Source organism: Paenibacillus sp. AK002, from assembly GCF_053903045.1.
On sequence record NZ_CP096377.1, the window covers coordinates 1,539,857 to 1,563,863 of the forward strand.

The 24,007-nt window shown below is 51.2% G+C and carries 21 protein-coding genes; 16 read left to right on the forward strand and 5 right to left on the reverse strand.

Annotated features, from left to right (window positions below; all coding sequences use genetic code 11):
* Positions 1 to 127: 127 nt before the first annotated feature.
* From M1D70_RS06480 to M1D70_RS06490, 3 genes are all read left to right on the forward strand, one after another.
* The gene (locus tag M1D70_RS06480) at positions 128 to 703 is read left to right on the forward strand and encodes a 50S ribosomal protein L25 (protein WP_456289466.1); all 576 of its coding nucleotides are present in this window, start codon (positions 128 to 130) and stop codon (positions 701 to 703) included.
* A 256-nt stretch (positions 704 to 959) separates the two neighbouring features.
* Positions 960 to 2,057 carry a leucine-rich repeat domain-containing protein gene (locus tag M1D70_RS06485; protein ID WP_456289467.1) on the forward strand — a complete coding sequence of 366 codons (1,098 nt, stop codon included), beginning with the start codon at positions 960 to 962 and terminating at the stop codon, positions 2,055 to 2,057.
* A 24-nt stretch (positions 2,058 to 2,081) separates the two neighbouring features.
* Entirely contained in the window at positions 2,082 to 2,468 is a 387-nt protein-coding gene (locus M1D70_RS06490) for an iron chaperone (RefSeq protein ID WP_456289468.1), read from the forward strand.
* A 46-nt stretch (positions 2,469 to 2,514) separates the two neighbouring features.
* Here the strand turns inward: M1D70_RS06490 and M1D70_RS06495 are convergent, their stop codons facing one another.
* A complete protein-coding gene (locus M1D70_RS06495) occupies positions 2,515 to 2,943 on the reverse strand; it encodes a GNAT family N-acetyltransferase (protein WP_456289469.1) in 429 nt (142 codons plus the stop codon).
* Positions 2,944 to 3,288: 345 nt separating this feature from the next.
* Between M1D70_RS06495 and erm the strand changes: the two genes are divergently transcribed.
* The 7 genes from erm (at position 3,289) to M1D70_RS06530 (ending at position 9,096) form a co-directional block, all read left to right on the forward strand.
* Positions 3,289 to 4,155, forward strand: a complete 867-nt coding sequence (gene erm, locus M1D70_RS06500) for a 23S ribosomal RNA methyltransferase Erm (protein WP_433938766.1) — start codon at positions 3,289 to 3,291, stop codon at positions 4,153 to 4,155.
* A 127-nt stretch (positions 4,156 to 4,282) separates the two neighbouring features.
* Positions 4,283 to 4,660: a MerR family DNA-binding transcriptional regulator gene (locus M1D70_RS06505; RefSeq protein WP_433938767.1), complete on the forward strand. Its 378-nt coding sequence runs from the start codon at positions 4,283 to 4,285 to the stop codon at positions 4,658 to 4,660.
* Positions 4,657 to 4,977, forward strand: coding sequence for a thioredoxin family protein (locus M1D70_RS06510; protein ID WP_456289470.1), 321 nt, complete (start codon positions 4,657 to 4,659; stop codon positions 4,975 to 4,977). Before M1D70_RS06505 ends, M1D70_RS06510 begins: the two co-directional genes overlap by 4 nt.
* A 141-nt stretch (positions 4,978 to 5,118) precedes the next feature.
* Complete coding sequence (locus tag M1D70_RS06515; RefSeq protein ID WP_456289471.1) at positions 5,119 to 5,796, forward strand: CPBP family intramembrane glutamic endopeptidase; 678 nt, start codon at positions 5,119 to 5,121, stop codon at positions 5,794 to 5,796.
* An 87-nt stretch (positions 5,797 to 5,883) separates the two neighbouring features.
* Positions 5,884 to 6,291, forward strand: coding sequence for a MerR family transcriptional regulator (locus M1D70_RS06520; protein WP_456289472.1), 408 nt, complete (start codon positions 5,884 to 5,886; stop codon positions 6,289 to 6,291).
* Positions 6,278 to 7,018, forward strand: coding sequence for an SDR family NAD(P)-dependent oxidoreductase (locus M1D70_RS06525; protein ID WP_456289473.1), 741 nt, complete (start codon positions 6,278 to 6,280; stop codon positions 7,016 to 7,018). Before M1D70_RS06520 ends, M1D70_RS06525 begins: the two co-directional genes overlap by 14 nt.
* Before the next feature lie 149 nt (positions 7,019 to 7,167).
* Entirely contained in the window at positions 7,168 to 9,096 is a 1,929-nt protein-coding gene (locus M1D70_RS06530) for a PAS domain S-box protein (protein WP_009595367.1), read from the forward strand.
* 57 nt (positions 9,097 to 9,153) lie between these two features.
* Here the strand turns inward: M1D70_RS06530 and M1D70_RS06535 are convergent, their stop codons facing one another.
* The 4 genes from M1D70_RS06535 to M1D70_RS06550 form a co-directional block, all read right to left on the reverse strand.
* Positions 9,154 to 10,866 (reverse strand): cellulase family glycosylhydrolase, encoded by a 1,713-nt coding sequence (locus M1D70_RS06535; RefSeq protein WP_456289474.1) that lies wholly within the window; start codon positions 10,864 to 10,866, stop codon positions 9,154 to 9,156.
* Between the two features lie 345 nt (positions 10,867 to 11,211).
* Positions 11,212 to 14,685 carry a stalk domain-containing protein gene (locus M1D70_RS06540; protein ID WP_456289475.1) on the reverse strand — a complete coding sequence of 1,158 codons (3,474 nt, stop codon included), beginning with the start codon at positions 14,683 to 14,685 and terminating at the stop codon, positions 11,212 to 11,214.
* A 174-nt stretch (positions 14,686 to 14,859) separates the two neighbouring features.
* Positions 14,860 to 15,825: a proline dehydrogenase family protein gene (locus tag M1D70_RS06545; protein WP_456289476.1), complete on the reverse strand. Its 966-nt coding sequence runs from the start codon at positions 15,823 to 15,825 to the stop codon at positions 14,860 to 14,862.
* A gap of 81 nt (positions 15,826 to 15,906) precedes the next feature.
* A complete protein-coding gene (locus M1D70_RS06550; protein ID WP_456289477.1) occupies positions 15,907 to 16,725 on the reverse strand; it encodes an AraC family ligand binding domain-containing protein in 819 nt (272 codons plus the stop codon).
* A 160-nt stretch (positions 16,726 to 16,885) separates the two neighbouring features.
* Between M1D70_RS06550 and M1D70_RS06555 the strand changes: the two genes are divergently transcribed.
* From M1D70_RS06555 to M1D70_RS06580, 6 genes are all read left to right on the forward strand, one after another.
* The gene (locus tag M1D70_RS06555; protein WP_009591672.1) at positions 16,886 to 17,203 is read left to right on the forward strand and encodes an ArsR/SmtB family transcription factor; all 318 of its coding nucleotides are present in this window, start codon (positions 16,886 to 16,888) and stop codon (positions 17,201 to 17,203) included.
* 66 nt (positions 17,204 to 17,269) lie between these two features.
* Positions 17,270 to 17,752, forward strand: a complete 483-nt coding sequence (locus M1D70_RS06560) for an SRPBCC family protein (RefSeq protein WP_009591680.1) — start codon at positions 17,270 to 17,272, stop codon at positions 17,750 to 17,752.
* A gap of 130 nt (positions 17,753 to 17,882) precedes the next feature.
* Positions 17,883 to 18,890 carry a C45 family autoproteolytic acyltransferase/hydolase gene (locus M1D70_RS06565; RefSeq protein ID WP_456289478.1) on the forward strand — a complete coding sequence of 336 codons (1,008 nt, stop codon included), beginning with the start codon at positions 17,883 to 17,885 and terminating at the stop codon, positions 18,888 to 18,890.
* 16 nt (positions 18,891 to 18,906) lie between these two features.
* Entirely contained in the window at positions 18,907 to 19,497 is a 591-nt protein-coding gene (locus tag M1D70_RS06570) for a hypothetical protein (RefSeq protein WP_254664034.1), read from the forward strand.
* A gap of 379 nt (positions 19,498 to 19,876) precedes the next feature.
* A complete protein-coding gene (locus M1D70_RS06575; protein WP_009591627.1) occupies positions 19,877 to 20,578 on the forward strand; it encodes an ABC transporter ATP-binding protein in 702 nt (233 codons plus the stop codon).
* Between the two features lie 10 nt (positions 20,579 to 20,588).
* Complete coding sequence (locus M1D70_RS06580) at positions 20,589 to 23,903, forward strand: FtsX-like permease family protein (protein WP_456289479.1); 3,315 nt, start codon at positions 20,589 to 20,591, stop codon at positions 23,901 to 23,903.
* The last annotated feature ends 104 nt before the right edge of the window (positions 23,904 to 24,007 follow it).

Below are 24,007 nucleotides of genomic sequence, written 5' to 3' on the forward strand. Positions count from 1 at the left end.
TGTCTATCTGGAGGTGATGCAATGGTGCTCCTGATTTCCCCGCTACGGGGGGAGAAATCCGTAGTTCATCATGGACGATCGATGGAGAGTGCACCCAAATAACGATAATCTGAGGAGTGTTGTTGAGATGAGAGTAAATTTACGAGCAGAAACGCGCGCTGCGATGAACAAAACCGGACTGAAGCAGCTTCGTCTTTCGGGACGAATTCCGGCGGTTGTATTTGGCACAGGGGAAAACAATATGATGATTCAACTGTCCGCCAAAGAGTTCGGCAAATGGGCACGGAACGGCAAAGGAGGAATCCTTGAGCTTCATTTTGAAGATCGGGAGCCGATTCCGGTTTTGCTGGAGTCCGTTCAGCGTGATCCGGTAACTCGTGAATACATTCATGTCGACTTTTTACGTATCAATATAAATGAAGTTGTGCGGACGAGAGTGAATCTCGATTACATCGGCACCGCAAAAGGAGCCAAATCGGGAGGGGTCGTCCAAATCCAAAGCACGTTCATTGAGATCGAGTCCTTCCCGGACCAAATTCCTGCCACGATTCCCGTTGAAATCAGCAGACTAGAGATCGGGAATTCGCTGCATGTCGGGGATCTCAAGCTGCCCGATGGTGTCGTGCCGATTTCTTCGGCCAACGAGCTGCTTGTATCGGTGGTAACGCCGAAAGTCCAGTCGGAACAACCGGAGGCTATCTAGCTTCTGCTGCCGGCAATGGCTTCCCGAATATCGGGAAGCCATTGCCGTTTTTTTTCGTTAAAGCCCTTGATCGGAATCCGCGCTGGCAGAGGAAAGCTCTTTACCCGTCAATTTCTTCCATAATTCCCCTGGGAAGTAGGTAGAAAGACCCCTGACCTTTTTCAAGGCGGAACCCTATAATAGAATTGCTGGAAGTCGGACAACGGAATCCCGGTTAAGCGCGAATTGATCAGGAGCTTGCCCTAAGGAGGACACGATGGATATAACTCAGGATTTCATAGATGAACGATTCAAAGCTTATGTGCTCGAAACCTATTGCGGGAACCGTGAACGGATTCAGGCGGGCGATGTAGAACATATTATATCGCTGCAGCTTTCAAATCATGGATACTCAAGTCTAAAGGGGATCGAGCATTTCACGTCGCTTGAAGAACTGGATTGTTCGTCCAATAGCCTGACGGAGCTAGATCTCAGCAAGAATAGCAACTTGAAAACGCTGAATTGCGGGTTTAACCGAATTCGAAATTTGGATGTCAGTCACAACGCCATGCTGACGAAGCTGGTCTGTTACTGGAATATTCTATCCGAGCTGCGGCTCGAGCAGAACGCGGATTTAACGGAGCTGGATTGCAGCTACAACTCCCTGTTTGCTTTGGAGCTGCATCAGAACCCCCGGCTAACCTATCTCCACTGCGCAAACAATTATTTAATGAGCTTACACCTGGAGGAATGTCCGGACTTGATCGAAATCCGCTGCAACCACAATCATCTGACGAAGCTGGACGTAACCGGAAATCCTTCGCTGCAAAGCTTGAGATGCTTCAATAATCACATCACCGAATTGGATCTCACTCGCAATGTGCTATTAACGGAGCTCTATTGCTCGGAGAACAAAATCTCCAAACTGGATACGCATCGTAATCCCAAGCTGGAGCGGCTGAACCATTCCAACAATCTCATCATGGAGCCGGACCATACCGTTAAGGGCGTTGGGACCTTCGAATACGATGTCTCGCTGTCTTTTTACGGGGCCAGGCTTCAATGGAAGGAGACGGAGCTCTCCGTCAGCACGGAGGCCTCTGCCGAAGCGGATATGAACCGGCTGTCCCCGGTCATCCGGAATGCCTGGGCGAATTTTGGGGAGCTGAATGATCGAGCGCTGGATCTGATTGCCGGGATGCATCCCGACGAAGACGTGAACGAGTTGGTTCTATCCGAGCTTGCCTTCGACAAGGACGGCACGTTTCGGCTAGGGTATGATGCAGGCGATACGCCGGCGGGACAACTATACATATACGTCCTGTTTAATGACAAGCTTGAAATGAACGGGGATCTCGTTTATGAAACGTATTAACCTGCGAAAGGGCCGTTATATCTGATGAATGACAAAATCGTATACGGGTCGATCGACGAATACATTTCGAGCTGTGCACCGGAGGTCCAGGGAATTCTGCAGACATTAAGGCGTGTGATACAGGAATCAGCCCCGCATGCCAAGGAAAAAATCAGCTACCAGATGCCAACCTTCGACCTCCACGGGAACCTCGTGCATTTTGCGGCATTCAAGAAACATATCGGCTTTTACCCCGCGCCCAGCGGGATCGAGGCGTTCCAGGATGAGCTGAAGGAATATCATACGTCCAAGGGAACCTTGCAATTTCCGATCGATCAGCCGCTGCCTTATGAGCTGATACGCCGAATCGTCCAATATCGGGTTCAGCAAAACCTGGAGAAGGCAGAAAGCAAAGCGAAGAAGAAGAGGTAGGCAAAGTGCTCGGGAGGGGAAGGCAGCCTTGCTGCCTTCGTTTATCTTATAGATTTTTCTTCATATAGTAGTGGGTATGCCGCCCGGCGTTCTCGATTTTGCCATACACTTCGTAACCCTGCCTGAGGTAAAAATCCAAGGCTTGAAAGCTCAGCGTATCCAGTTTAACGAAGTCGCATTGCTTTTCCTTTGCGATGTTTTCGGCCTTGTTTAACAGTTTGGCACCGTACCCCGATTGACGGAAGGGTTCATCCACGAACAAATAGTGGATCTCCAGCCAGTTCCAGCATATTTCCCCAACGACCCCGCCCAAAATCTGACCGTCCTCCTTCCTTAACAACAAGTTGATTTCCTGGTAACGGCCTTTTAATTCGTCAGGGAAATGCTTCAGATTATATGCAATCATTTGGTTTCTTACGTAATGTTTGTCCACGCTATTGGTTTCATTCGATTCATTCGTGAAATAGATATTCATATCGTTTTACTCCTTCTGGTATGCCGGATGCGAGGGGGTTGCAGGATTCGAGCACGGGTTATGCTAGCTACCTCAACATACCATATGTACTGCATGTACCGGCGGTAAAAAATCCTTTTAACAGAATGTACCCGTGAGCCAGCGGGGGAGCTATGTTATACTGTCAGTGTTATTTTATCCGTTTCATCTAAGGAGGATTGTCCTGACATGTGCTGCATCGCATTCATACGTATTCGTTAATGAGGGTACAGAACATCTACATCCATCCATTTTCATGTAAAAATGCGAAGGATTATTTGTGCTGTGCCTTTTTCATTACTATACGAATGAATGAGGTGCTTTTTTGTGTCCAAATATCATAAAAAACATCGTGAAAAGCGGAAGAAACCGTCCAACTTTTCCGCGCAGCATCTGTTAATCAGCAAAAGGCTGATTCATGATATGATCGACTTGGCCCGGATTCGCTCCACCGATACCGTTCTTGATATCGGCGCGGGTACAGGGGCGTTAACCCTTCCTCTTGCAGAGAAAGCAGGACACGTGCTTGCGATCGAGACGGATCCGGCATTTGTGGATAAACTGCTGGGCAAGATGAAGGATAGCAGCAACATTCGCGTCAAGCAGTCGGATTTTCTGGAAATCCCGCTCCCGAGAAATCCATTTGCCGTCGTGGCCAATATTCCGTATTCGATCACCACGCCGATCATGGGGAAGCTTTTGGAGTGCCCCGGCCTCCCTCTGCAGCGGGCCGTACTGCTTGTGGAGATGGGGGCAGCCAAACGTTTTACGGCCGTTCCCATTCAAGATCCACGAATTCTCAGCTGGAGGATGCAATACGACATTCGGCTCGTGCGGACCGTTTCGCCCCATCATTTTGCGCCGCCTCCCCAAGTGGATTCAGCCATTCTGACCATTCACCGGAGGAAGAAGCCGCTCATTGCCGCATCGAGTCAGCCCAAGTTTACGGCGCTGGCCGCCTATGGTCTGCAGGATGCCCGGCTGCCGTTATTTGCGGCTCTATCGGGCGTGTTTACGCCTCCCCAGATGGCGAAGCTCGTTAAAGTGCTGAGAGTGGACCGAGAGCTCCCCATCGGTCGGCTGAACGAAGAGCAGTGGGGGACCGTCTTTCATACGATGCTCCAGCATGTGCCGGCGAATCGCTGGCCGAAGCTTCGCAAGGGCGCCGGAAGCAAGTCCAAGAAAAGAAAGTGACTTTGGGAGCGTGAGCCTGCGCTACTAATCTTCGCTTTTTGAAAAAAATCGCGAAATCCTCTTGACCCTGACACTAGTGTCAGGGTTTACAATGAAATCGAATCGTTCGTCCAGGAGGTGTGAAAGCATGAAAATCGGAGAACTCGCGGCCCGTACCGGCGTCAGCATTCGTTCGCTACGGTACTACGAGCAGCAAGGATTGCTGACGCCGGTCCGAAACGAGAACGGTTATCGGGAATATTCGATGCTTGCGGAAGAGCAGGTGCGTACCATCCAGTTATATCTAAACCTTGGATTGACCACCGAGCAGATCGCCGGTTTCCTGCATTGCGTCCTGAAAAACAAAGAGGCGTTTTGCGCGGAGGTGTTCCCGATTTTTCGTCAAAAAATCGCAGAGATCGAAGCGCAGATTCACCAGCTGAATCATATCAAGATGAATCTGGAGGAACGCATGCAATCGATTCTGGATGAACGGAAATCGGAGGAAGCGGAGGAATGCAAATGAGTTTACCACGTTTAGACGCAGGGAGCTTTCAAAGCTCGATCAACCAGAACGGGGTCACGCTTGTCGAATTCGGAGCCGCATGGTGTCCGCCCTGCAAAGTGCTGCTTCCCATTCTGGAAGAGCTGAGCCGGGAGGAGGCGGGTCGCCTGGACATCTATCAGGTGGATTGTGACGAATCCCCCGAGCTTGCTGCCCAATTCGGCATCATGTCCATGCCGACGGTGATTGTGTTTCATAACGGAGAACCGGCAGATAAACTGATAGGGCTCCGGCCGAAGAGTGTATACCAGGCGGCGCTGGGCCGTCATGTATCATAAAATGAATGAATAGCGAAAACGCCTCTGATATGGTGATGTCAGGGGCGTTTTCTTTTGGAGTAGAGGGCATTACGCCCGGCGTATCGAACTCTAATATATGGAAGATGTATGGATGTAACCTGTTTAAAGGAGATACTTTCAATGAGATCAAGAAAGAAAATCGTTTCTCTTATGGCCATCATCGTATTTAGCTGCCTAGCCATGAGCTTGGTCGACGCGGTGATCCGTCCGGATTACGCCGTCAAATCCGCCATCAAAATCATTCTCTTTCTGACACTGCCGATTGGCTACGCCATCATCGCCGGCGGGGTTCCGTTTCGCAGGCTGTTCGCTTTCGAGAGAAGGGGTCTCCTAACCTCCCTGCTGCTGGGACTCGGCGTATTCGCCTTCATACTCGGCGCCTATTTTGGGCTGGGGCCTTTATTCGACTTTACCAAGGTGACAGGGGCACTGGAGGATAATATGGGTGTCAATGCAGGCAATTTCGTATTGGTCTCCCTTTACATATCCATCGTGAATTCATTGCTGGAAGAGTTCTTTTTCCGGGGATTTGCTTTTTTCACGCTGAAGGAGCAGGTCGGGCGCAGGTTTGCATATGTATTCAGTGCCGGGGCTTTTGCCGTGTATCATGTTGCGATGATGTCCAGCTGGTTCTCGGTAGGACTGTTCCTCTTGTTAATCGCGGGACTGGTTGTGGCGGGACTGTTGTTTAACTGGCTGAATGAGCGAAACGGCAATATTTATGCGTCCTGGATGGTGCATATGTTTGCCAATTTTGCGATCAATGCGATCGGTTTGATGCTGTTCGGGATGATTTGAGTGTAGGGGTGTCGGGCTCCCGGGACAGCCTTGTAAAATGACGGATTGACCCTCACATGATGTGATGCTTTAAAATGCGGATAACCGATGAAAAAGGAGCTGCTTGGCGTGCATATTAGTGAATTGTCACGAAAAACGGGCGTAAGTCTGCGTTCCTTGCGCTATTACGAGGAGAAGGAGCTGCTGTGCCCGGAGCGTCTGGATAATGGCTATCGCGAATACAGGGCAACGGATATCGAGCGGGTCCGTTTGATCCAGATGTATTTTAGCCTGGGATTGACGGTGAAGGAAATTATGAGTTTTTTTCAATGCGCGTTCGATGAGCATATCAAAATCGAATGTCTTCCTAATGCCATTGAGGTGGGAAGGCGGAAGCTGGATGACATCCAGCTGCAGATGGAGATGCTGAAACAGGCGGAACTCCATTTGGAGAAGAGCATTGCGGCATGGGAAGCTATTTTGCATAAGGGGGACGGGCGTCGTGAACAAGGCTAGGGGGGAAGAGGTACAGCGAATGGCCGTTGTGACGGGAGGCAACCGCGGGATTGGAAAAGAGATAGCCAGACAGCTCGCTGCTAAAGGGCTCCAGGTGCTGATTACATCCCGTGACGAAGAGAATGGAAGGCTGGCAGTCCAGGAACTGCTTGCCGAGGGGCTCCGTGTGAAACTGCATGTAGCGGATGTCCATGAGGTCCGCGATGTGGCAGGAATGATGAATCGAATACAGTCTGACTATGGGCGCCTTGACGTGCTGGTGAACAATGCCGGGGTGATTTTGGATCGAGGCGTTTCTGTGATCGATGTAGAGGAGTCGGTCGTGCGCGCAACGCTGGAGACGAATTTTTTCGGGGCTCTGCGAATGACGCAGGCTGCAATACCTTTGATGAAGCAGCATCAATACGGGCGTATCGTAAACATCTCTTCGGGTCTTGGAGCCTTCGAAATCATGCAGGGCGGTTATGGTTTACAAGGCTCATCCGCGGCATACCGCATCTCCAAAACGATGCTGAACGCGTTAACCTGCCTCGTCTCGCAGGATGTAGCCAATACCGGAATAAAGGTGAATGCGGTGTGCCCGGGCCGGGTTCAGACCGATATGGGAGGAGCAGACGCTCCGTTAACCGTTGCCGAAGGGGCCGATACGGCGGTATGGCTGGCGATGATGGAGGATGATGGACCCAGCGGGAATTTTTTTCGTGAACGGCAAGGAATCGCTTGGTAATGCGGAAGTAATTTCAGCTAACAAGGGATTACGACTATCATAAGGTATACCGATGACTCTACTAATGATTAGCAATATAAAATTACTCTGAAAAAACTCCTATTTTGAAGACGCTGATGTATAATAAGCGGTATCAGGAGGTGCAGAGTATGAGTGATATCAACATTTTCGGCCATCAGGCTCTGTTTGAACATGTCTATAAAAGTGCTCCAATTGGCATTGCCCTGGTTACGATAGAAGGAAGCTGGATCAGCGTAAATCCTGCGGCGTGCAAAATGTTTGGCTACACGGACGAAGAATTGATGGCACAGCCGGCAACCGATTATATTTACTCTGAATGCATTAACAATAAAGACAAGCTGTTACAATCTCTGGATGAAGCGTCCTCAACCATTTCGGTGGAGAAACAATTCGTACATAGGGATGGCAATGTCATCTGGGCGTCGATACATGTTTCTCTCGTTCGCGACGATCAGGATCAAACTCCCTTGTTCTTCATTTCGCAAATTGTTGATATTACCGACAGCAAGGTAGCCGAGCAGAAGCTCCAGGAGAGTATTGAGCGATACACCTCGCTGAAGAAGTATAACCATGATGCGATTATTTCCTTCAATCTGGAAGGCAGGATTATTAACGGGAACCAGATGGCGGAGCAGCTGACGGGTTTTAAGATTCCGGAGTTAATCGGAACCAAAATCTCGAATTTGATCGGCGAACGCAATCTCGCCCGAGTGCTTTCTTCTGCGGCCGATTATGTTGCCGCCGAGAAGGGGATTAACTGCATCCATCACAAGGACGGGCATCAGGTTGAAGTGCTCGCGACGCTTGCTCCCATTGTCATTCATGGCAAAAATGTGGGCTTCTACATTATAGCCAAGGATATGACGGAGCAGAAAAGGCTTATCATCGAGAAGGAAGCAGCCGAGAAGACGAATAAAGCCAAAAGCGAGTTTCTGGCGATGATGAGCCATGAGATCCGTACGCCGATGAACGGCGTAATCGGAATGACGGATTTGATACTGGAAACCGAGCTGGATGAGGAGCAGCAGGAGTACGTGCAGATCATCAAGAAGAGCGGGACAACCCTGCTGAACATCATAAATGATATTTTGGATTTCTCGAAGATCGAATCGGGCAGAACGGAGCTGGTGGAGGAAACATTCAGCTTAAGAACGGCCCTGTCCGAGACATTGAATATGATTCTTCCGAAGGCGCTGGACAAAAATATTGAGGTGACCACCTCTGTAGCGTCCGACGTGCCGAATCAAGTCTATGGGGATGTGACGAAGCTGCGGCAGGTATTAATGAACCTGCTCAGCAATGCCATTAAATTTACGCCGAACGGTGCGGTTTCGATCTCCGTTCAGTGTGTCAGGGACCAAGCTAACTCGGAGCTCATACAATTCTCCGTTACGGATACGGGCATAGGGGTGCCAAGCGAGAAGATTGCGCAGCTGTTCGAACCCTTCTATCAGGTGGATCATTATATGACACGGCAGGTGGAAGGGACGGGACTCGGACTGGCCATATGCAAAAAACTCGTTCAGTTGATGGGCGGGGATATCTGGTATGAGCGAAATCCGAATCAGCAGGGGTCCGTCTTTACGTTTACGGTCGATTTTTCGTTTAGTGCAAACGCGGGCAACATGCCGGAGGCCGGGACGGTTCACGAGAATCACTCCGACGGCAGCGATCTGAAAATTTTGATTGCTGAGGATAATGAGGTCAACCAATTAGTCCTCAAGAAGATGATTGAGAAGCTGGGGTACAATTCGACTACCGTTCTTAATGGGCTCGAGGCGGTAGAGGCCTTTAAGCGTTATCCGTATGATATGGTGTTCATGGATATACAGATGCCTTTCATGGATGGCATGGAAGCGGTCCAGCTCATTAAGGAATCGGCCCCGCCCGATCATCAACCTTATATCGTGGCCGTGACGGCCCATGCGATCAAGGGGGATCGGGAGAAATATTTAGGAATGGGCATGGATGAGTATGTCAGCAAGCCTGTCAGCTTGAATGTCATCTCGGCCATTATCGATCAGTTTCTGGCTGAACGAAATATTGCGCAGGCCTAAATACACAAAAGCTCAAGTGATTTCACTTGAGCTTTTGTTATTCCCATGCAGCATAACCTAGGAGGTGCTGCCGGTCACGCTGCTGCCGTTCTTCGTTAGGTTGTAGGTAATGACCTCGCCGCTCCAGAAATGAAACTTGAGGATGACTTCTCCGTCTCTGACCTCGTTAAAAAAGACAGGTTTAAGCTTGATTTCATGGCTCGCGTAGGATGGGGAAAACGTGTATTCAAATTCCTTAAAGGAGGTCCAGTCCTGCGGCCCTGCATTGCCTCCCGATGCGTAAACAGCCTCCATCGTGGCCAGCTGATCCCCATTGAACGTCGCGGGAATGCTGAACGAGTCGGTGGTTCCCTGCGTGCTGCGCAGCACAGGCGTATCATGATAGACAACCCTGAAGTTCCAGTCCGCGCCTCGATTGAACTTGGCCGTCAGTACGGCATTCACTCCGAATTGCCCGGATGAGGTCAGCCTGGACAGCAGGCTGGATGTAAACGTAATCGTATTTCCGTTCAGCGTATAATCCTGCCCGGCGACTAACCGTTGTCCGTTTGAGCGGATTTCGGTCAGTGCGTTGCCGTTCAAGTTCAATGGGATGCTTTGATCCTGGACAGCCGCTCCTTTTTTCACAAAAATCAGATCGGTATCAGCCGTGGAAGAACGTACGCTCCAACCTGCCTTCATGATGTTGTACAGCTCCGGATCGGACCAGGTAAAGGCGGTTCGCTTAAAGTGCTGGCCGTTGTCCCATAACATATGGGTAATGTTCTTCTGTTTGAGATAATAGGTTAGGTATTCGAAGAACTTCAGTTTCTCGCCCTGCTCAATGACCCCTGTGCTTTGATCGAAGCCAAGCAGCCCGTATTCGCCAAGGATAACGGGAATCCCTCTGGCGATAAAAGTGTCATATACATGGTTGAACGTCTGATCGATATCGTTTCGGGTATCCGTCTCAAAACGGGTATACCCCGCGATGTTCACGCTGAACGGCCAAAACCCATAATAATGGACGGTGGCGATGAGATTGGCATCATTCAGCTTGGTCATGGTGTTGTACAGCTCGTTCATTCTAGCTTGAGTCGGGGATGCCTCAAGGGTAGAGAGCACAAGCGGCCGGGTTGCATTGCGTGCTCCAGATCCGCGGACGATCCGATGGAACGACGTTTGAAGCTCATCCAGCATCTGAAAGGCTTTGGACTCGTCGGTGGTCCCGCCATCCGAGAAGCGGGGTTCATTGACGCTTTCAAACATCAGCTTGTTCGAATGGGTACGGAAGCGTTGGGCAACTTGAGTCCATACGGCGTTGTACTTGGCAACGACCTCGTTGCGGTTGTTCTCCATATGGCTGATCCACAGCCACGAATCGTGATGGACATTGATCATGACGTACAGATCGGCGTCCAGCGCCCAATCGACAACCTCCTCGACCCGGTCCATGTAAGAGGCGTCGATGGCATAACTCGGTGCACTGCCGATGTGATGGCTCCAGGTTACCGGAATGCGGATGCTCTTATATCCCTGTGCCGCGATTTGGTCGATCAGCGCTTTGGTGATGCGCGGATTTCCCCATGCCGTTTCGTCAGCTCCCACGGCATCCAGCGAATTGCCCAGGTTCCAGCCGGGCTGCATATCATTGACGTAGGCTTGGAGATTTTTCTTTGGATGCCTTGGATGTTCGTGTTTCGCTGCGGATGCGTAAGCAGGGAACAATGAGATGACCAGAGAAACGATGAGAGCCAAGGAACAGATGGATTTCTTATTGAGGTTTATCATTAGCATCTCCTTTGTTTTGAAGTTGTGAAGCGGTATTTTCACTAGATCCATTCAATAACCGTTATCCGTTTGTTGAGGACCTAGCTGCAACATTGGCTTTTAAGGTCAGGATTCACCTCCAAATAATATTTTTGAAAGCGTTTTCTGGTTTTAAATTATCATATTTTTCCATGAGGAATTACCCGGATAATTCATCTTAAAATCATGTGGAAATTAGTTATGAGATGCAAGGTGTTTTGAAAATGGGGGCTTGATGGAAGAAGCGGATAAAAAAGAGCCGTACCTCATCGTCTTAGTGATGAGGTACAGCTCTACATGTTAAGGCTTATTCTGATGCACCTTGGATTAAGGCGTTTTCTTTAATACAACAAGCGTTTTGGACGCTTCGGATAAAGGCGTTGCGGATTGTGCGCTCGAAGCAAGTTTCTTATCCTGGGATTGCACGGACAGGACATAAACGGCGTACTTCGCATTGTCTTTAATGTCTTTACCCAGGGCATCCTTGGCAGGGATATCGATGAGGGTCGATACATCTTTGCCATCCGGTTTTATTGTTGCATTCTTATCTTCTTTGGCAGCGGCGTCCGTTGCTGCTTTAAGATTGAAGGTCTTGATGTTGTCTTCCTCTACAAACAACAGGCGGTAAGCCGTAATGCCTCGCTCATCGATCGCCTTCTTGAAATCGACTTGAAGCTTCCCGTTTGCATCCAGTTTGGCTGTAACGGCCGTGGTTTGGATCAGGTTCGGGATTTCGAATTCTTCCGACATGTCAGAGATGCTGTTCTTAGTTGACACGGTGCCATCAGCAACGGCAAGAATATAAACTCTGTACTTGACTCCAGCCACGACAGCTGCGCCGGTTACATCCGATAATCCTGCAGAAAGCTTCTGTTCAATTCTGACGGTAGATGGAGCAACCGTCGTATATAATTGTCCATTGGTGATTTTGTTCGCATCATCCAATCCGAAACTTTTGCTCGATGGTACGATCAGAATTCGGTATTCTCCCACAGTACCGGAAGAAGGATTGAATTTAACCATAATATCACTGCTGTTCCCGTTGGTGCTTACAATCCCGGCATATACGTCCGAAGGAACCGTGACGGCCGTACCCGTAAGCTTGATTGTCGCCGATGGTGCCGACAGGGCATTGCTTATGGAACCATTGTTGCTTACGGACAGTACGAACACTTGGTAATCCACCGAATTGCGAATCGGCTGACCTTCGACGTCTCTTGTTTCAGCTCGCAGAACCTTATTGAAATTGGTGCCAACCGTTACACTATCATAGTTGTCATTACCTACTTTGTTAGCTTGAGCTACAGTAAAGCTGCCGGCGTTGGCTTGCTTTACGACCATGATTCGGTATTCTTTGATATTGGCTTCATTTGCTGGATTGGTGAATGATACTTTCAAGTCGCTTGCGTTATTAAAGTCGCTCACATCCGCTGCTGTAACGTTCGTTGCTGCCGCTACCTGGGTCACGCCTTGAATCGTAACCGCATTAGAGACCGCCGAAAGCGCGTTGCTGTAATTCGAATAGCTGTTGCCTCTAGATAAGACGTACACGCGGTAGCTTGAACCTCTTTGAATGAGATCTCCATCGCTATCCTTGGTCGTGTTAACCAAATCCCGAGTGATGGTACCGCCGGTTTTGTTAACCAACGTGTAATACCCGTTGCTGTAAGCTTGCGACACGTTCAGGCTTTGGTTTGACTTTACGACAATAACCCGGTAATGGTCGATGTAGCTTTCGCCATAAGCAGGACTGAAGGTGACTCTCAGGTCGCTTCCGTTTCCGTTGTTGCCGTTTAGCGTCAGGGACGGCGTGGAAACAGGGTTAACGTTCTGATTGGCGTTCCCAAGCGTAATGGAAGCATAGTCAGATAATGCATTGTTACTGGTCGAATATCCTACGGACAGGACATAAACGCGATAGCTGACGCCATTGCGAATCAGTTCTCCGTCAATATCGCGGCTGCCTGAATTCAGCACTTGCGACATGTAGTTGCTGCTGCTGTTGTTCTTGCTGATTTGCGTATAATAATAGCTGCTTAGATTGTTTGCCCTGTACAGATCAAAATAACTATTCGATGATTTGACAACGAAGACCTGGTAATGGCTAATATTCGATTGGTCGGACGGGCGATAGAATGACACCTGCAGGTCGCGACCGTCATTGTAGTTGTTCACGTCGGTGACGGACAGGCTGGTAACCGCGCCCACATTGTAGCTGGAACTCAAGATGATGGAGCTTGATGGAGCGGACAGCACGTTGTTATTGGCGTTATTGTTGTCCACCGCCATGACGAATACGCGATAGTGCACGCCGTTGCGAATCGTTGCTCCATCCACGTCTCTGGCGCCCGATGACAGCGTCAGGTTCGTGATGTTATTGCCGGTTTTGTTGACATGGGTATAGTAGTTGTAGCTGGAAGCCGTGTTGGCTCTGCTTAGGTTAAAGCTGCTATAATTGCTGTCCTTTACGACAAACACGCGATAAGAATGAATGCTGGATTCGTTGGATACCTTGTTGAAGCTTACGCGAAGATCGCGGCCATCACCGGCATCGCCGATATCCGTTACCTGCGTGATGAAAGGAACCGTTGTATTCCCCGTGCTGAGGGTGATGCTGGCCGAACCGGACGAGAGGTTGCTTGCAAGCACGCTCTCGTTGCTGCTGACAGACTGAATGAATACGGTGTAAGCGACTCCGCTGCGAATGAGCTCGCCTGAAGTATCGCGGGCGGAAGAGCTCAGCGTCGTGGACAGTGTTGTGTTCGTCGTGCTAGTTTTGCTTGCCGTTGAGTAATTTTGGCTGGATACAGACTTGGCTGCCGCCAGATTGAAGTTAGCTGCATCCTTCGTTTTTACGACAAATACTCGGTAGTTGCTTACATTGCTCTCGTTTTGGGCGCGCGTGAAGCTGACCTGAAGATCACGGCCATCGCCGTAGTCGCTCACATCGCTCGCTTTCACGTTGGTTGCGCCGTTCACCGAATTGGTGTTGGTCAGCGTCAACGACGGGGAAGCCGAGGAAAGGGCATATGCGCCGCCTGTTTTGCTGACTGCCAATACATAAGCCTTATAAGCTTGATTATCGCGGATAAGGTCACCGTCCACATCCTTTGAACCGGATGTAAGGGTCAGCATCGGATCCGAGCCGGTCGGATATACCGATGTGTAAGCAGCGGAGGATACGCGCTGTGCCTCGGTTTGGTTTAACGTCTTGGACTGCTTCACAATCATGACGCGGTAATGCGAGATTAAAGGTTCGGTCGACGATTTGGAGAAGCTGACCTGCAAATCGCGGCCGTCTCCGGCATTGCCGATATCCCGAAGGGTTACGTAATTCACCGGTGCGATCCCGGTATTGTTTCCGCCGGAATTGTTCGTCGTGGTGACGGTTACGGTTTTCGTTTTGGAATTCCAGCCGATTTTTTGGCCGAGGGCTTCGCTTACGAAGCGGACCGGCACCATGGTGTTGCCTTTTAAGTTCTTCGCCGGTACATCCAGCGCCACCGTCTTGCTATTGATGGTGGCCGTCTTGGAGTTGATTTTTAGGATGACGGTCGTGCCATCCTTGACCGCCGTGACGGTTTTCGTTTTTTGATTCCATTTGACCGATGCGTCCAAGGCTTCGAAGATGGATCGCATCGGAAGCATGACGCGCCCCTGGATCATGACAGGCGCTTGAGGCGTATACAGCTTGACGCCGTCAATCAAGACGCTGATGTTCACTGCCGCCTGGGCCTGCGATTGGAATGTCATGGGGATTAACAGTATAGCTGCTAGCAAGGCAGTCCATATTCTTTTCACACACTCAACCTCCTGAATTCGCTTTGTTATTATTTTCCTCTACAATATGACGCATTCGTCCAGAATAAAGTTTCACCTATTACATCGGCATTCCGAAAATATTTTTTAGTACCAGATCATAAATAAGGGAAGAAACAGCGCCTATTCGCTGTTTCTTCCCTTATTAATTGTTGATCAATATTGGGTGATGGGCTCGGTGCCGCCTGCGATCGACCGGGTCACCGCATCATAGATATTCGGCGGGTGCTCGGCGATTCGGTGGCACAAGTACAGGAACCACTCCTCGCCGTATGTCAGGTAGACTCGGACGGGGAAGCCGTCGTCCTTCAGTTGCTTGGCAAGGTCCGTTCGTATGCCATACAGCATTTCAATTTCGACGGCGCAGCCGCGATACACTTCGTTGCGGGTCATATGCCGCAGGATAGGTTCATCATGAGTGGCGACCGATACCGGCCAGCCTGCCTGAACGCATAAATCCACCATTTGAATGTACCTAGAGGTAAGCGTCTCGGAACGAGGAATATAGTGTCCCTCTTGTTCCTGATAGGCGCCCTTTACGATGCGGATCGTGCCGGAACCGTAGGTAAGAACTTGTTCGAGATCTTCCAGGGTTCGGGGCAGCTGGGCTTGCAGCGTGATGCCGACATTCGCGAACCGGGCCGATATTTTGCGATGCAGCGCAAGGATGGCATCCGTTTTGGCGGACTCCTCCATACTGATGACCAGCTCCAAATCGGCCACCTCCGCTTGGCTGGCAAGCCCTTCAAGATGCCGGTAAGCCAAATCCTCGTCTACCGATAATCCGATATGGGACAGGTCGAGCGAAATACGGGTGCCCGGCCGGCCTTTCGAACAGGCTTCGATTAACCGGGAGAACTCCTGGAAAGCCTGTGTGCATTCGGCTTCGTTCAGGGTATTCTCACCGATATATTCCAGCGAAGCCCGATAACCTCGGGCATCCAGTGCATCCCGGCAGAACAAACCTCGTTCCAGCACGTCTCCCGCGACAAAACGCTCCGCTGCACGCAGCAGGATCGGATACCATTCGGCGGATTGCCGGACGTATTGTTTGAGCTGAAGGTTACGGGCAACTGACTTCAGAGCGTCGGCAAAAGCCCGTTCAGATAAAGAATCGTTCAAGTTAAACACCTCGCAACATTGGGATCTTCATGATTCTATCAACGTCTGCGCGAGGCGGTATTGTATAAAATTGCGGTTAGTTTAAGATGATGCCGCTTTTGCATACCGAAGAGGCGTTGTCCCCACGCACCCGGCAAAAGCTCTCGTGAAATGGCTCTGATCGTAAAAACCGGACTCGGTAGCAACGTCAGCGATGGCCTTCCCCTGTAACAGCTGCTCTTTCGCGTAATTGATGCGCAATAAATTCTGGTAGGCATGGGGAGCAAGATGATAGGTCTCCGTAAACATCCGAATGAGATGGAATTTGCTGATCCCGGATATGTCCTGAAGGGCATCGAGTGTAATGCGGTCTTTGTAATGCTGATCCAAATACTGCTTCGCTCGCAGCATAGCCGGGGATTCAGGCACATTGCCGCCAGGCACCGAGGCGCTTTCCTCCCGAAGCAGGCCCGTTTCCCGCATTAATGCCATCAGCATGGATTCAATCTCCAATGGAGTGGCTTTTTGCTGAAGCCCTATTCTACAGGAATGAACCAGATTTCGGCAGCGATCGTTTTGATATTTCGGCAGCAGGATGGGCATATCGGATTGGGAGGGATGATAGTGGGCGGGCGCAGGGTCGAGCCACCGGGGATGGATAAAGACCATCGTATATTTCCAGTCGGCGGAATTCTCGGGGTGGCAAGCATGAGGGAGCAGCGGCGGAAAATGCACAATATGTCCCTGAGCAGCCTCATACCGTTTCCCGGCAGACCATATGCGGGTAGCCCCTTGCTCAATGAGACCAATGGAGATTTCTTCGTGAAAATGCTTTTTGTAGGCCAGGTGATCCAAAGCATCACATTGTTTGATTTCCAAAAACGGAAGATCAGGGTCGCGCAAAAATATAATATTGGGCATTTCCGTCATTCCTCCTTCTTGGCTGGGGCAATCCCGTATTACCGTGTTAAAACCGGACATCAATAGCTACATTATAAAGAAGGCGTTATGTTTGTTCAAAGACGGCGTAAGTCTATTATATAACTTTACGGAAATATAACTGTATAGTAATATAATAAACATGTTGAACGACAACCTTTTTGAAGTATTGGCAGAGCCGAACCGCAGGACGATATTGGACTACCTGCGCGTGAAAGAATGTACGGTGGGGGAGATTGTAGAGCTCATGCAGCTCAGCCAACCCGGCGTGTCCAAACATCTGCGCATTTTGCGGGACGCAGGCCTTGTCTCGCTGCGGAAAGAAGCACAGAAGCATGTGTACAGCCTGAATGCCAAGCCTCTGGAGGAGATCCACGACTGGCTGGAGCCCTATCGGCAGTTCTGGACGAACAAGCTGGATGATCTGGAGAGGCTCCTGGATGAGGATGAAGCTCCGTAATCATCCTAAGGCCGCCGGATTGGATGAACCATTTTTGAATCAAACATTCCATAAGGAGGATGAGTGATGCTGGCTGTTGTACAGCAAGACGAGTTCGGAACGACCGTCCGATTTGAACGCCGCCTGAAGCATTCGGTTGAGAAGGTGTGGTCCTATCTAACGGATAATGACAAGCTGAAGCAGTGGTTCTCGGAGCTGAAGGTGGAGGATTTGCGCCAAGGCGGAAGAATTACCTTTGACATGCAGGACGGAACGTTCGAAGAGTTTGAGATTACGGACTATCGGGAGTTATCGGTACTGGAGTATACGTGGGGAGAGGACCGGGTGCGTTTTGAGCTGCATCCCGAGGCCGAAGGCTGCCGTCTGGTGCTGATCGAGACGATAACGAACATCACGGATCATACGCCGAAGGATATAGCCGGTTGGGACGTATGCCTGGACGTCATCGAAGCACTGCTGGATGGCAGGATGCTTGAATCGCGCAAAGACGCCTGGTCCGAAAAATACGAGCAATACGTTCACGTATTTGAACAATTGCCCCGAGCATAAATTTTGCTCCTTCCAAGCATGCAAACATGCGGGGGTGGAGCTTTTTTTATTGGAAGGAGAGCGAATTCCATCTATAATCGGATGAGGGATATATTCCCATAAGGAATACCGTCTGGGTGGAGGGATCAAAATGCCGGATTACAAGGTAAACATCTTGCAGCTTAGAGAAGATAACTATCATAACGGGCTGAAGCTGGGCCGCAGCCTGCGAAATCAGCCCATATTGAAAGCTTTCGAAGCGGCCACCAAACCGGAGATCGACACGGAACAGCTGAAGAGCATCTATAACGAGTTTGCCCCGCAGCTGCTATCGGAGCTTGAGGGACTGGCGGAAGGCTTGGAAATGTCCTTTCCCAAAGCCGCGGCGCTTCTGGGCGGATACGACGTCCCGAAAATCGCGGCCATGGGCTGCTCGGCGATGATCACGGCTTCGTATTACGTAAGAAATTACGATTTTACGCCTGCGTTTTACGATGGTTATTTTACTGTGGCTCAAGCCGATCAAGGCCTGGCAACCGCGGGCTATAATTTGCAGGCCATAGGCAGGCATGACGGGGTGAATGAGCAAGGGCTTGCCGCCGGGCTGCATTTTGTCAGCTTTGACGGATACCAGACGGGACTGTCGCCTTGGGTCGGCGTTCGGATGATACTGGAATCGTGCGGCACGACAGAAGAAGCGTCTTATATGCTGCGCCATATTCCCCATGCGGCTTGTTATAACTTTTCAATAGGAGATGCACAGGGCAACATGGCCGTTGTCGAGGCAAGCCCGGACCAAGTGATTCCCCGTGCGGGCGGGGAGGCGGCAATTGCCTGCGTTAACCATTATGAGGAGTTGACGGGCAAAAACAGGCCTGCCATCGAGCATTCCCTGCGGCGTAAACGTTACCTCGACAGTCTGGATTCAGAACGGTTAACCCAAACCGAGGTCTTCGGTTTGTTTAAGGATCCCAAATCCCCGTTGTTTTTTACGGATTACGACGATTTGTTCGGAACGCTGCATACCTTTTCGTACGCCTTCGAAGATGGAAGGGTCATGACTTCGCTTGCTCAGGGCGGCGTGCTTGATTTTTCGTTCAGGGATTGGACCCGGGGCCAAAATATCCCCGAAGCGGCGTTGACGGGACATATCGAATGATATGAGGACGGACGGCGTGTTTAAAGCTCGGGCAGCAGGATTGCGCTTGGGTGCAATCGCGGTGTTGTTAGTCCTCCTGCTGCTTTGTATCGGAAAAGCCGATGAGGATATTACGCTTCATAACGAGATCAACATTCCTTTTGTATATCGATTGCTAATGTCGTATGCCCCGGATTCATATACGGTTGAAAGCCAATACGGCAAACCGGATATCGTAAGAAAGGAACGGGACTATACGTATGAAATTCACGAAATGGCGGATGGCAGCAAGCTGGTTTCGTTCTTTTATCCCCGAGGCGGACATCTCACGGATCAATGGCGGCTTAGCCGCCTCCCGGAGCGGAGCGAGTTTGAAGTTTTGGTTCCAGGAGAAGCCCTTGCTCAAGAAGTCAAACGGATCGATCCCTATTTTAAGCTTATGACCGACGCGACCCACGAGACGGGAACCAGCGAGCATCGTCTCCGGGATACCGGATTGGCCACGATTCAATACAAGCACGCGGGGGGCAGATGGATCGTGGATTCGATCGGGTACACGGCTCAGGACCCTTCCGGTTTCGTAATGAAGCTTCGTGCGGAGGACCGGGCGATCTTCTGGAAATCATAGGATGTTTATCATTGCTTTATAATGAACGCTTCTTCCCGGGTGAAGAAGCGTTTTCTGTGCCATTCGTGCATGCGAATTTGGAACATTCTGTGACTTAGCCGTCTGGGGCTATTCAGCGTTTTCTTTGGCGGATTTGTTTATGCTACACTGGTTTTAAGGATGGACTCACGGATCAGGACAAGCCAAACAAGTGAATCTAACAACGAAGAACGCGCAAATAGAATAGTCCGCTGCACAGGTTTAGGCAGACGCCGCAGTACGTATCCGTATAAACATTGACCATCCTGCAGCTGACGCGCTTATAGACCGCTTGGGTTACTTAAGATTCTACATAACGTTCCAGGCCGAAAAGGCAACGATGAGTTGGGAGTGGAGTGACATGGCTTTTGTGAGCATTAAGGATGGATATAAGCGCTATCGGATGGGCGAGACCACCATTGTAGCCAACGACGGAATCAACCTGGAGATCGAAAAGGGCGAGTTTGCGATTATCGTCGGTCCCAGCGGGGCAGGAAAATCCACGGTGCTGAACATATTGGGCGGCATGGACACCGCCGATGAGGGGCAAGTGCTGGTGGATGGAACGGACATTGCCAAGTTTAACAGCAAGGAGCTGACGGGATATCGGCGCAATGACGTCGGATTTGTGTTCCAATTTTACAACCTGGTTCCCAATCTGACGACAAAAGAAAACGTGGAGTTAGCCTCGCAGATTTCGCCCCGAGCTCTGGATGCCGAACAAGTGCTGCGGGATGTCGGCTTGGAGCAGCGCCTGAACAATTTTCCGGCGCAGCTGTCCGGCGGCGAACAGCAGCGGGTGGCGATTGCCAGGGCGCTTGCCAAGCAGCCGAAGCTGCTTCTCTGCGATGAACCCACGGGTGCCCTTGATTACCATACCGGGAAGCAGGTGCTTAAGCTGCTCCAGGATACCTGCCGCCACACGGGAACGACCGTTATCGTCATTACGCATAATTCTGCCCTGGCACCGATGGCCGATCGCATCATTGAGATCAACAATGCCAAGGTTCGGAAGACGGTGGTGAATCCGAATCCCGTTTCCGTAGACAGCATTGAGTGGTAGGGAGACATCGATGATGAAGAAGAAAGCGTTATGGACTGATATTTTCCGGGAAATATCGCGGACAAAGGCACGGTTTCTGTCCATTTTTGCGATTATTATGCTCGGCGTTGGCTTTTTCGCGGGGATCAAGGCCACCGGGCCGGATATGCTGGATACGGCGGATCACTACTATAAGGATTTAAAACTGATGGACCTTAAGGTTCAATCGACCTTGGGTCTAGAACCAAGCGATATTGAAAAGCTGAAACGGGTTGCCGGCGTGGATGAGGTTCAACCGGGCTACGGCGCGGACGTATTTCTTGGCGACAGCGGGCGGATCGCGAAGGTGCTCTCCTATGACCCAGGAAATAATCTGAATCAATATGTGCTTACAGAGGGGCGAATGCCAGAGGCAGCAGGCGAAATCGTCATCGATGCAGGAGAGAGAGGAAACGAATTTAAAATAGGGGATCAGGTCACCTTTACCAATCCGGATCAGGAAGCGGATTTGGGGGAAACGTTTGATCATCTGACGTATACGGTCGTTGGAAGAGCGAAAAGCCCGCTGTTCATAAGCAGCATGAGCCGGGGAACGAGCGGTATCGGCAAAGGGACGGCGGATGTATTTGCCGTTATTCCGGAGAAGGATTTTAAACTGCCTGTTTATACGGAAGTCTATATGACCTTTCAAGACACGGCGGAACCTGCTCCTTATACAGCAGAGTACGACGAGAAAATCAGCCGCCACAAAGAAGCGGTTGAACTGGCGCTGGAGGCCATGCCGCAGGAGCGGCTGGCGGAGATCCGTGCAGAAGGGCAGAAGAAGCTGGACGAGGCGATGGGCAAGATCGAGGATGCCAAGAGGCAGCTTGCCGATGCGGAGCAGGAGTTAACGGATGCCAGGCTCAAGCTGAATGAAGGCGAGCAAGCGTACCGCGATGGGGTGAACAAGCTTCAGGCCGAGCTGGCCCAAGGGCAGGCTAAACTCGATGCGGCGGAAAAAGAACTTTCGCAAGGCAAAGCGGAGCTGAAACGCAATCAGCAGAAGCTGGAACAGGGCCGGAATCAGCTCAAGACGGGTCAGAGCCAACTGGATCAACAATGGGCGTTGCTTGCGCCGAAGCTGGCACAAGGACAGCAATTGGCCAAGGCGCTGCAGCAAATCTCCGGCTTGGACCCGGAGGCCATCCCGGACGAGCAGAGGCAAGAGCTGCTCTCGGCAGCTCAGTCAGCCGATCCGAAGCTAGGGGCGGCCGCCGCCGGTTTCATGGACGGCGCATCGGACGGCGCTGCTTTGCGACAGGCGGCTTCCGAGTTCCAGCGTGGCCTGGACGAGGCTTCGCTGCAGCTGGATCAGGCTCAGCAGAAGCTGGATGCAAGCGAAGCAGAGCTGAAGGACGGGCAGACTAAGCTTTGGGAAGCCGAGCGTCAGCTCGCGCAGGGAGAGGCAACGTTCAAGCAAGGAACGGAAGAGCTTGCAGCCGCCAGACGGGAGGGAGAAGCCAAGCTCGCGAATGCGAAAGCGGAACTTGCCCAAGGACAGGCGGACTACCGGGAAGGTCAGGAGAAATTCAAAGAGGAAAAAGCAAAGGCTATGCGGGAGATCGCAGACGGCGAAAAGGAAGTGGCTGAGGGCCAGAAGGAGCTTGATCAGCTTGAGCTTCCCAAGGTCTATGTCATGGACCGCAGCGTTAACCCGGGATATACCGAGTACAGCGATAACGCGGACCGTTTATCTTCCATTGCCACCGCGTTCCCGGTATTCTTTTTCCTGATTGCGGCCCTCGTCAGCCTGACGACAATGACCCGGATGGTTGAGGAACAGCGGCTCCAGATCGGAACCCTGAAAGCCCTCGGATACAGCAACCGGGACGTGATGAAAAAGTTTCTGGTCTACTCGACGCTGGCGAGCGTTTCCGCATCGGCTGCCGGACTGGCCGTCGGCTTTACCCTGTTTCCCGCCATCATCTATGATGCTTACGGCGCTTTATATAATCTGCCCGATGTAAGAACCAGCTTCTATCTCAGCTACAGCGTCGTCTCGGTTGTCGTGGCTGTGCTCTGTACCACCATGACGGCTTATGTGGCCGTGCGGGTGGAGCTTCGAAGCAACGCCTCGGTCCTGATGCGTCCAAGGGCGCCCAAGAACGGATCCCGCATATGGCTGGAGCGAGTGCCATGGGTGTGGAATCGGCTCGGCTTTATTGGAAAGGTAACCGCGCGAAATCTCTTCCGCTACAAGCAGCGGATGTTCATGACGGTCTGCGGCGTGGCCGGGTGCACGGCCCTGATTCTGACCGGTTTCGGTCTTAAGGACTCCATCGGGGATATCGCGCCGATGCAATACGGCAAAATCATGCAGCACCAGGCGACCGTGGTATTCCAAGAAGATAACGGCGAGAGCGGCGGGCTGGAGGACTATAACAAGCGCCTAGCGGGAGTTCCGGAGATTACGGGAATCCTGAACGTGACCCAGGAGGCGATGACCGCGGCGGCCCCCGGCGTGAACGGCCAGGATGTGAATTTGTTCGTGCCGCAATCGCCGGAGAAGATCGATTCGTTTATCGTGCTGAAGCCCCGCGAACAGGGGCAGACGCTGTCGCTGACGGATGACGGCGCGATCATTACCGAGAAGCTGGCCAAGCTGTTCGGTCTCGGCATTGGCAGCACTTTCACGGTTCAGAACAGCGACAATGAACCCTTTGAAATACGCGTGGCGGGGATCACGGAGAACTATGCCCTGCACTACGTGTACATGACGCCGAAGTACTACGAAGATATTTTTGAAGCAGCGCCCGAAGTAAACAGCCAGCTGCTGACTTATGACCGTAACGATCCGGAGTGGGAGGATCGGCTCGGGGAATCGTTAACCGCAAGCGAACGGGTCGCCATGGTGAGTTTCACGAGCGGCGTAAGCGACGCCTTCAGCGATACGATGGACAGCATGAACGTCGTGGTGGTCGTCCTGATTGTGTCCGCTGCGGCCCTCGCATTTGTCGTGCTGTACAATCTGACGAATATCAACGTATCCGAACGGATACGCGAGCTGTCTACGATCAAGGTGCTTGGCTTCTATGACAAGGAAGTAACCATGTACATTTATCGCGAAAACATGATCCTGACCGTGCTCGGGATCATAGCGGGCAATCTGGCAGGCATTTTCCTGCATCGGTTCGTGCTCCTGACCGCAGAAGTGGATGCGATGATGTTCAGTCCCACCATCCATGAAATCAGTTATGGCTACGCGGCGCTGCTGACGCTGCTGTTCTCGGCCATCGTCATGGCTTCCATGCATTACAAGCTGAAACGGATCGACATGATCGAAGCGCTGAAGTCCGTGGAATAGACATATATTTCGGCAAGAGAGCCATATTCGCGGGAGACGATCCTTGTGAACGGGCTCTCTTTTTCGCTGCCTGTCATCCTGGTTTTTATGTTGTGCCATGCGTG

Bases quoted from the DNA above. Each gene is read 5' to 3' on its own strand.
- M1D70_RS06480 (WP_456289466.1), top strand. From the start codon at position 128: ATGAGAGTAAATTTACGAGCAGAAACGCGCGCTGCGATGAACAAAACC.
- M1D70_RS06485 (WP_456289467.1), top strand. From the start codon at position 960: ATGGATATAACTCAGGATTTCATAGATGAACGATTCAAAGCTTATGTG.
- M1D70_RS06490 (WP_456289468.1), top strand. From the start codon at position 2,082: ATGAATGACAAAATCGTATACGGGTCGATCGACGAATACATTTCGAGC.
- M1D70_RS06495 (WP_456289469.1), bottom strand. From the start codon at position 2,943: ATGAATATCTATTTCACGAATGAATCGAATGAAACCAATAGCGTGGAC.
- M1D70_RS06505 (WP_433938767.1), top strand. From the start codon at position 4,283: ATGAAAATCGGAGAACTCGCGGCCCGTACCGGCGTCAGCATTCGTTCG.
- M1D70_RS06510 (WP_456289470.1), top strand. From the start codon at position 4,657: ATGAGTTTACCACGTTTAGACGCAGGGAGCTTTCAAAGCTCGATCAAC.
- M1D70_RS06515 (WP_456289471.1), top strand. From the start codon at position 5,119: ATGAGATCAAGAAAGAAAATCGTTTCTCTTATGGCCATCATCGTATTT.
- M1D70_RS06520 (WP_456289472.1), top strand. From the start codon at position 5,884: ATGAAAAAGGAGCTGCTTGGCGTGCATATTAGTGAATTGTCACGAAAA.
- M1D70_RS06530 (WP_009595367.1), top strand. From the start codon at position 7,168: ATGAGTGATATCAACATTTTCGGCCATCAGGCTCTGTTTGAACATGTC.
- M1D70_RS06535 (WP_456289474.1), bottom strand. From the start codon at position 10,866: ATGATAAACCTCAATAAGAAATCCATCTGTTCCTTGGCTCTCATCGTT.
- M1D70_RS06550 (WP_456289477.1), bottom strand. From the start codon at position 16,725: ATGCCCAATATTATATTTTTGCGCGACCCTGATCTTCCGTTTTTGGAA.
- M1D70_RS06555 (WP_009591672.1), top strand. From the start codon at position 16,886: ATGTTGAACGACAACCTTTTTGAAGTATTGGCAGAGCCGAACCGCAGG.
- M1D70_RS06560 (WP_009591680.1), top strand. From the start codon at position 17,270: ATGCTGGCTGTTGTACAGCAAGACGAGTTCGGAACGACCGTCCGATTT.
- M1D70_RS06565 (WP_456289478.1), top strand. From the start codon at position 17,883: ATGCCGGATTACAAGGTAAACATCTTGCAGCTTAGAGAAGATAACTAT.
- M1D70_RS06575 (WP_009591627.1), top strand. From the start codon at position 19,877: ATGGCTTTTGTGAGCATTAAGGATGGATATAAGCGCTATCGGATGGGC.
- M1D70_RS06580 (WP_456289479.1), top strand. From the start codon at position 20,589: ATGATGAAGAAGAAAGCGTTATGGACTGATATTTTCCGGGAAATATCG.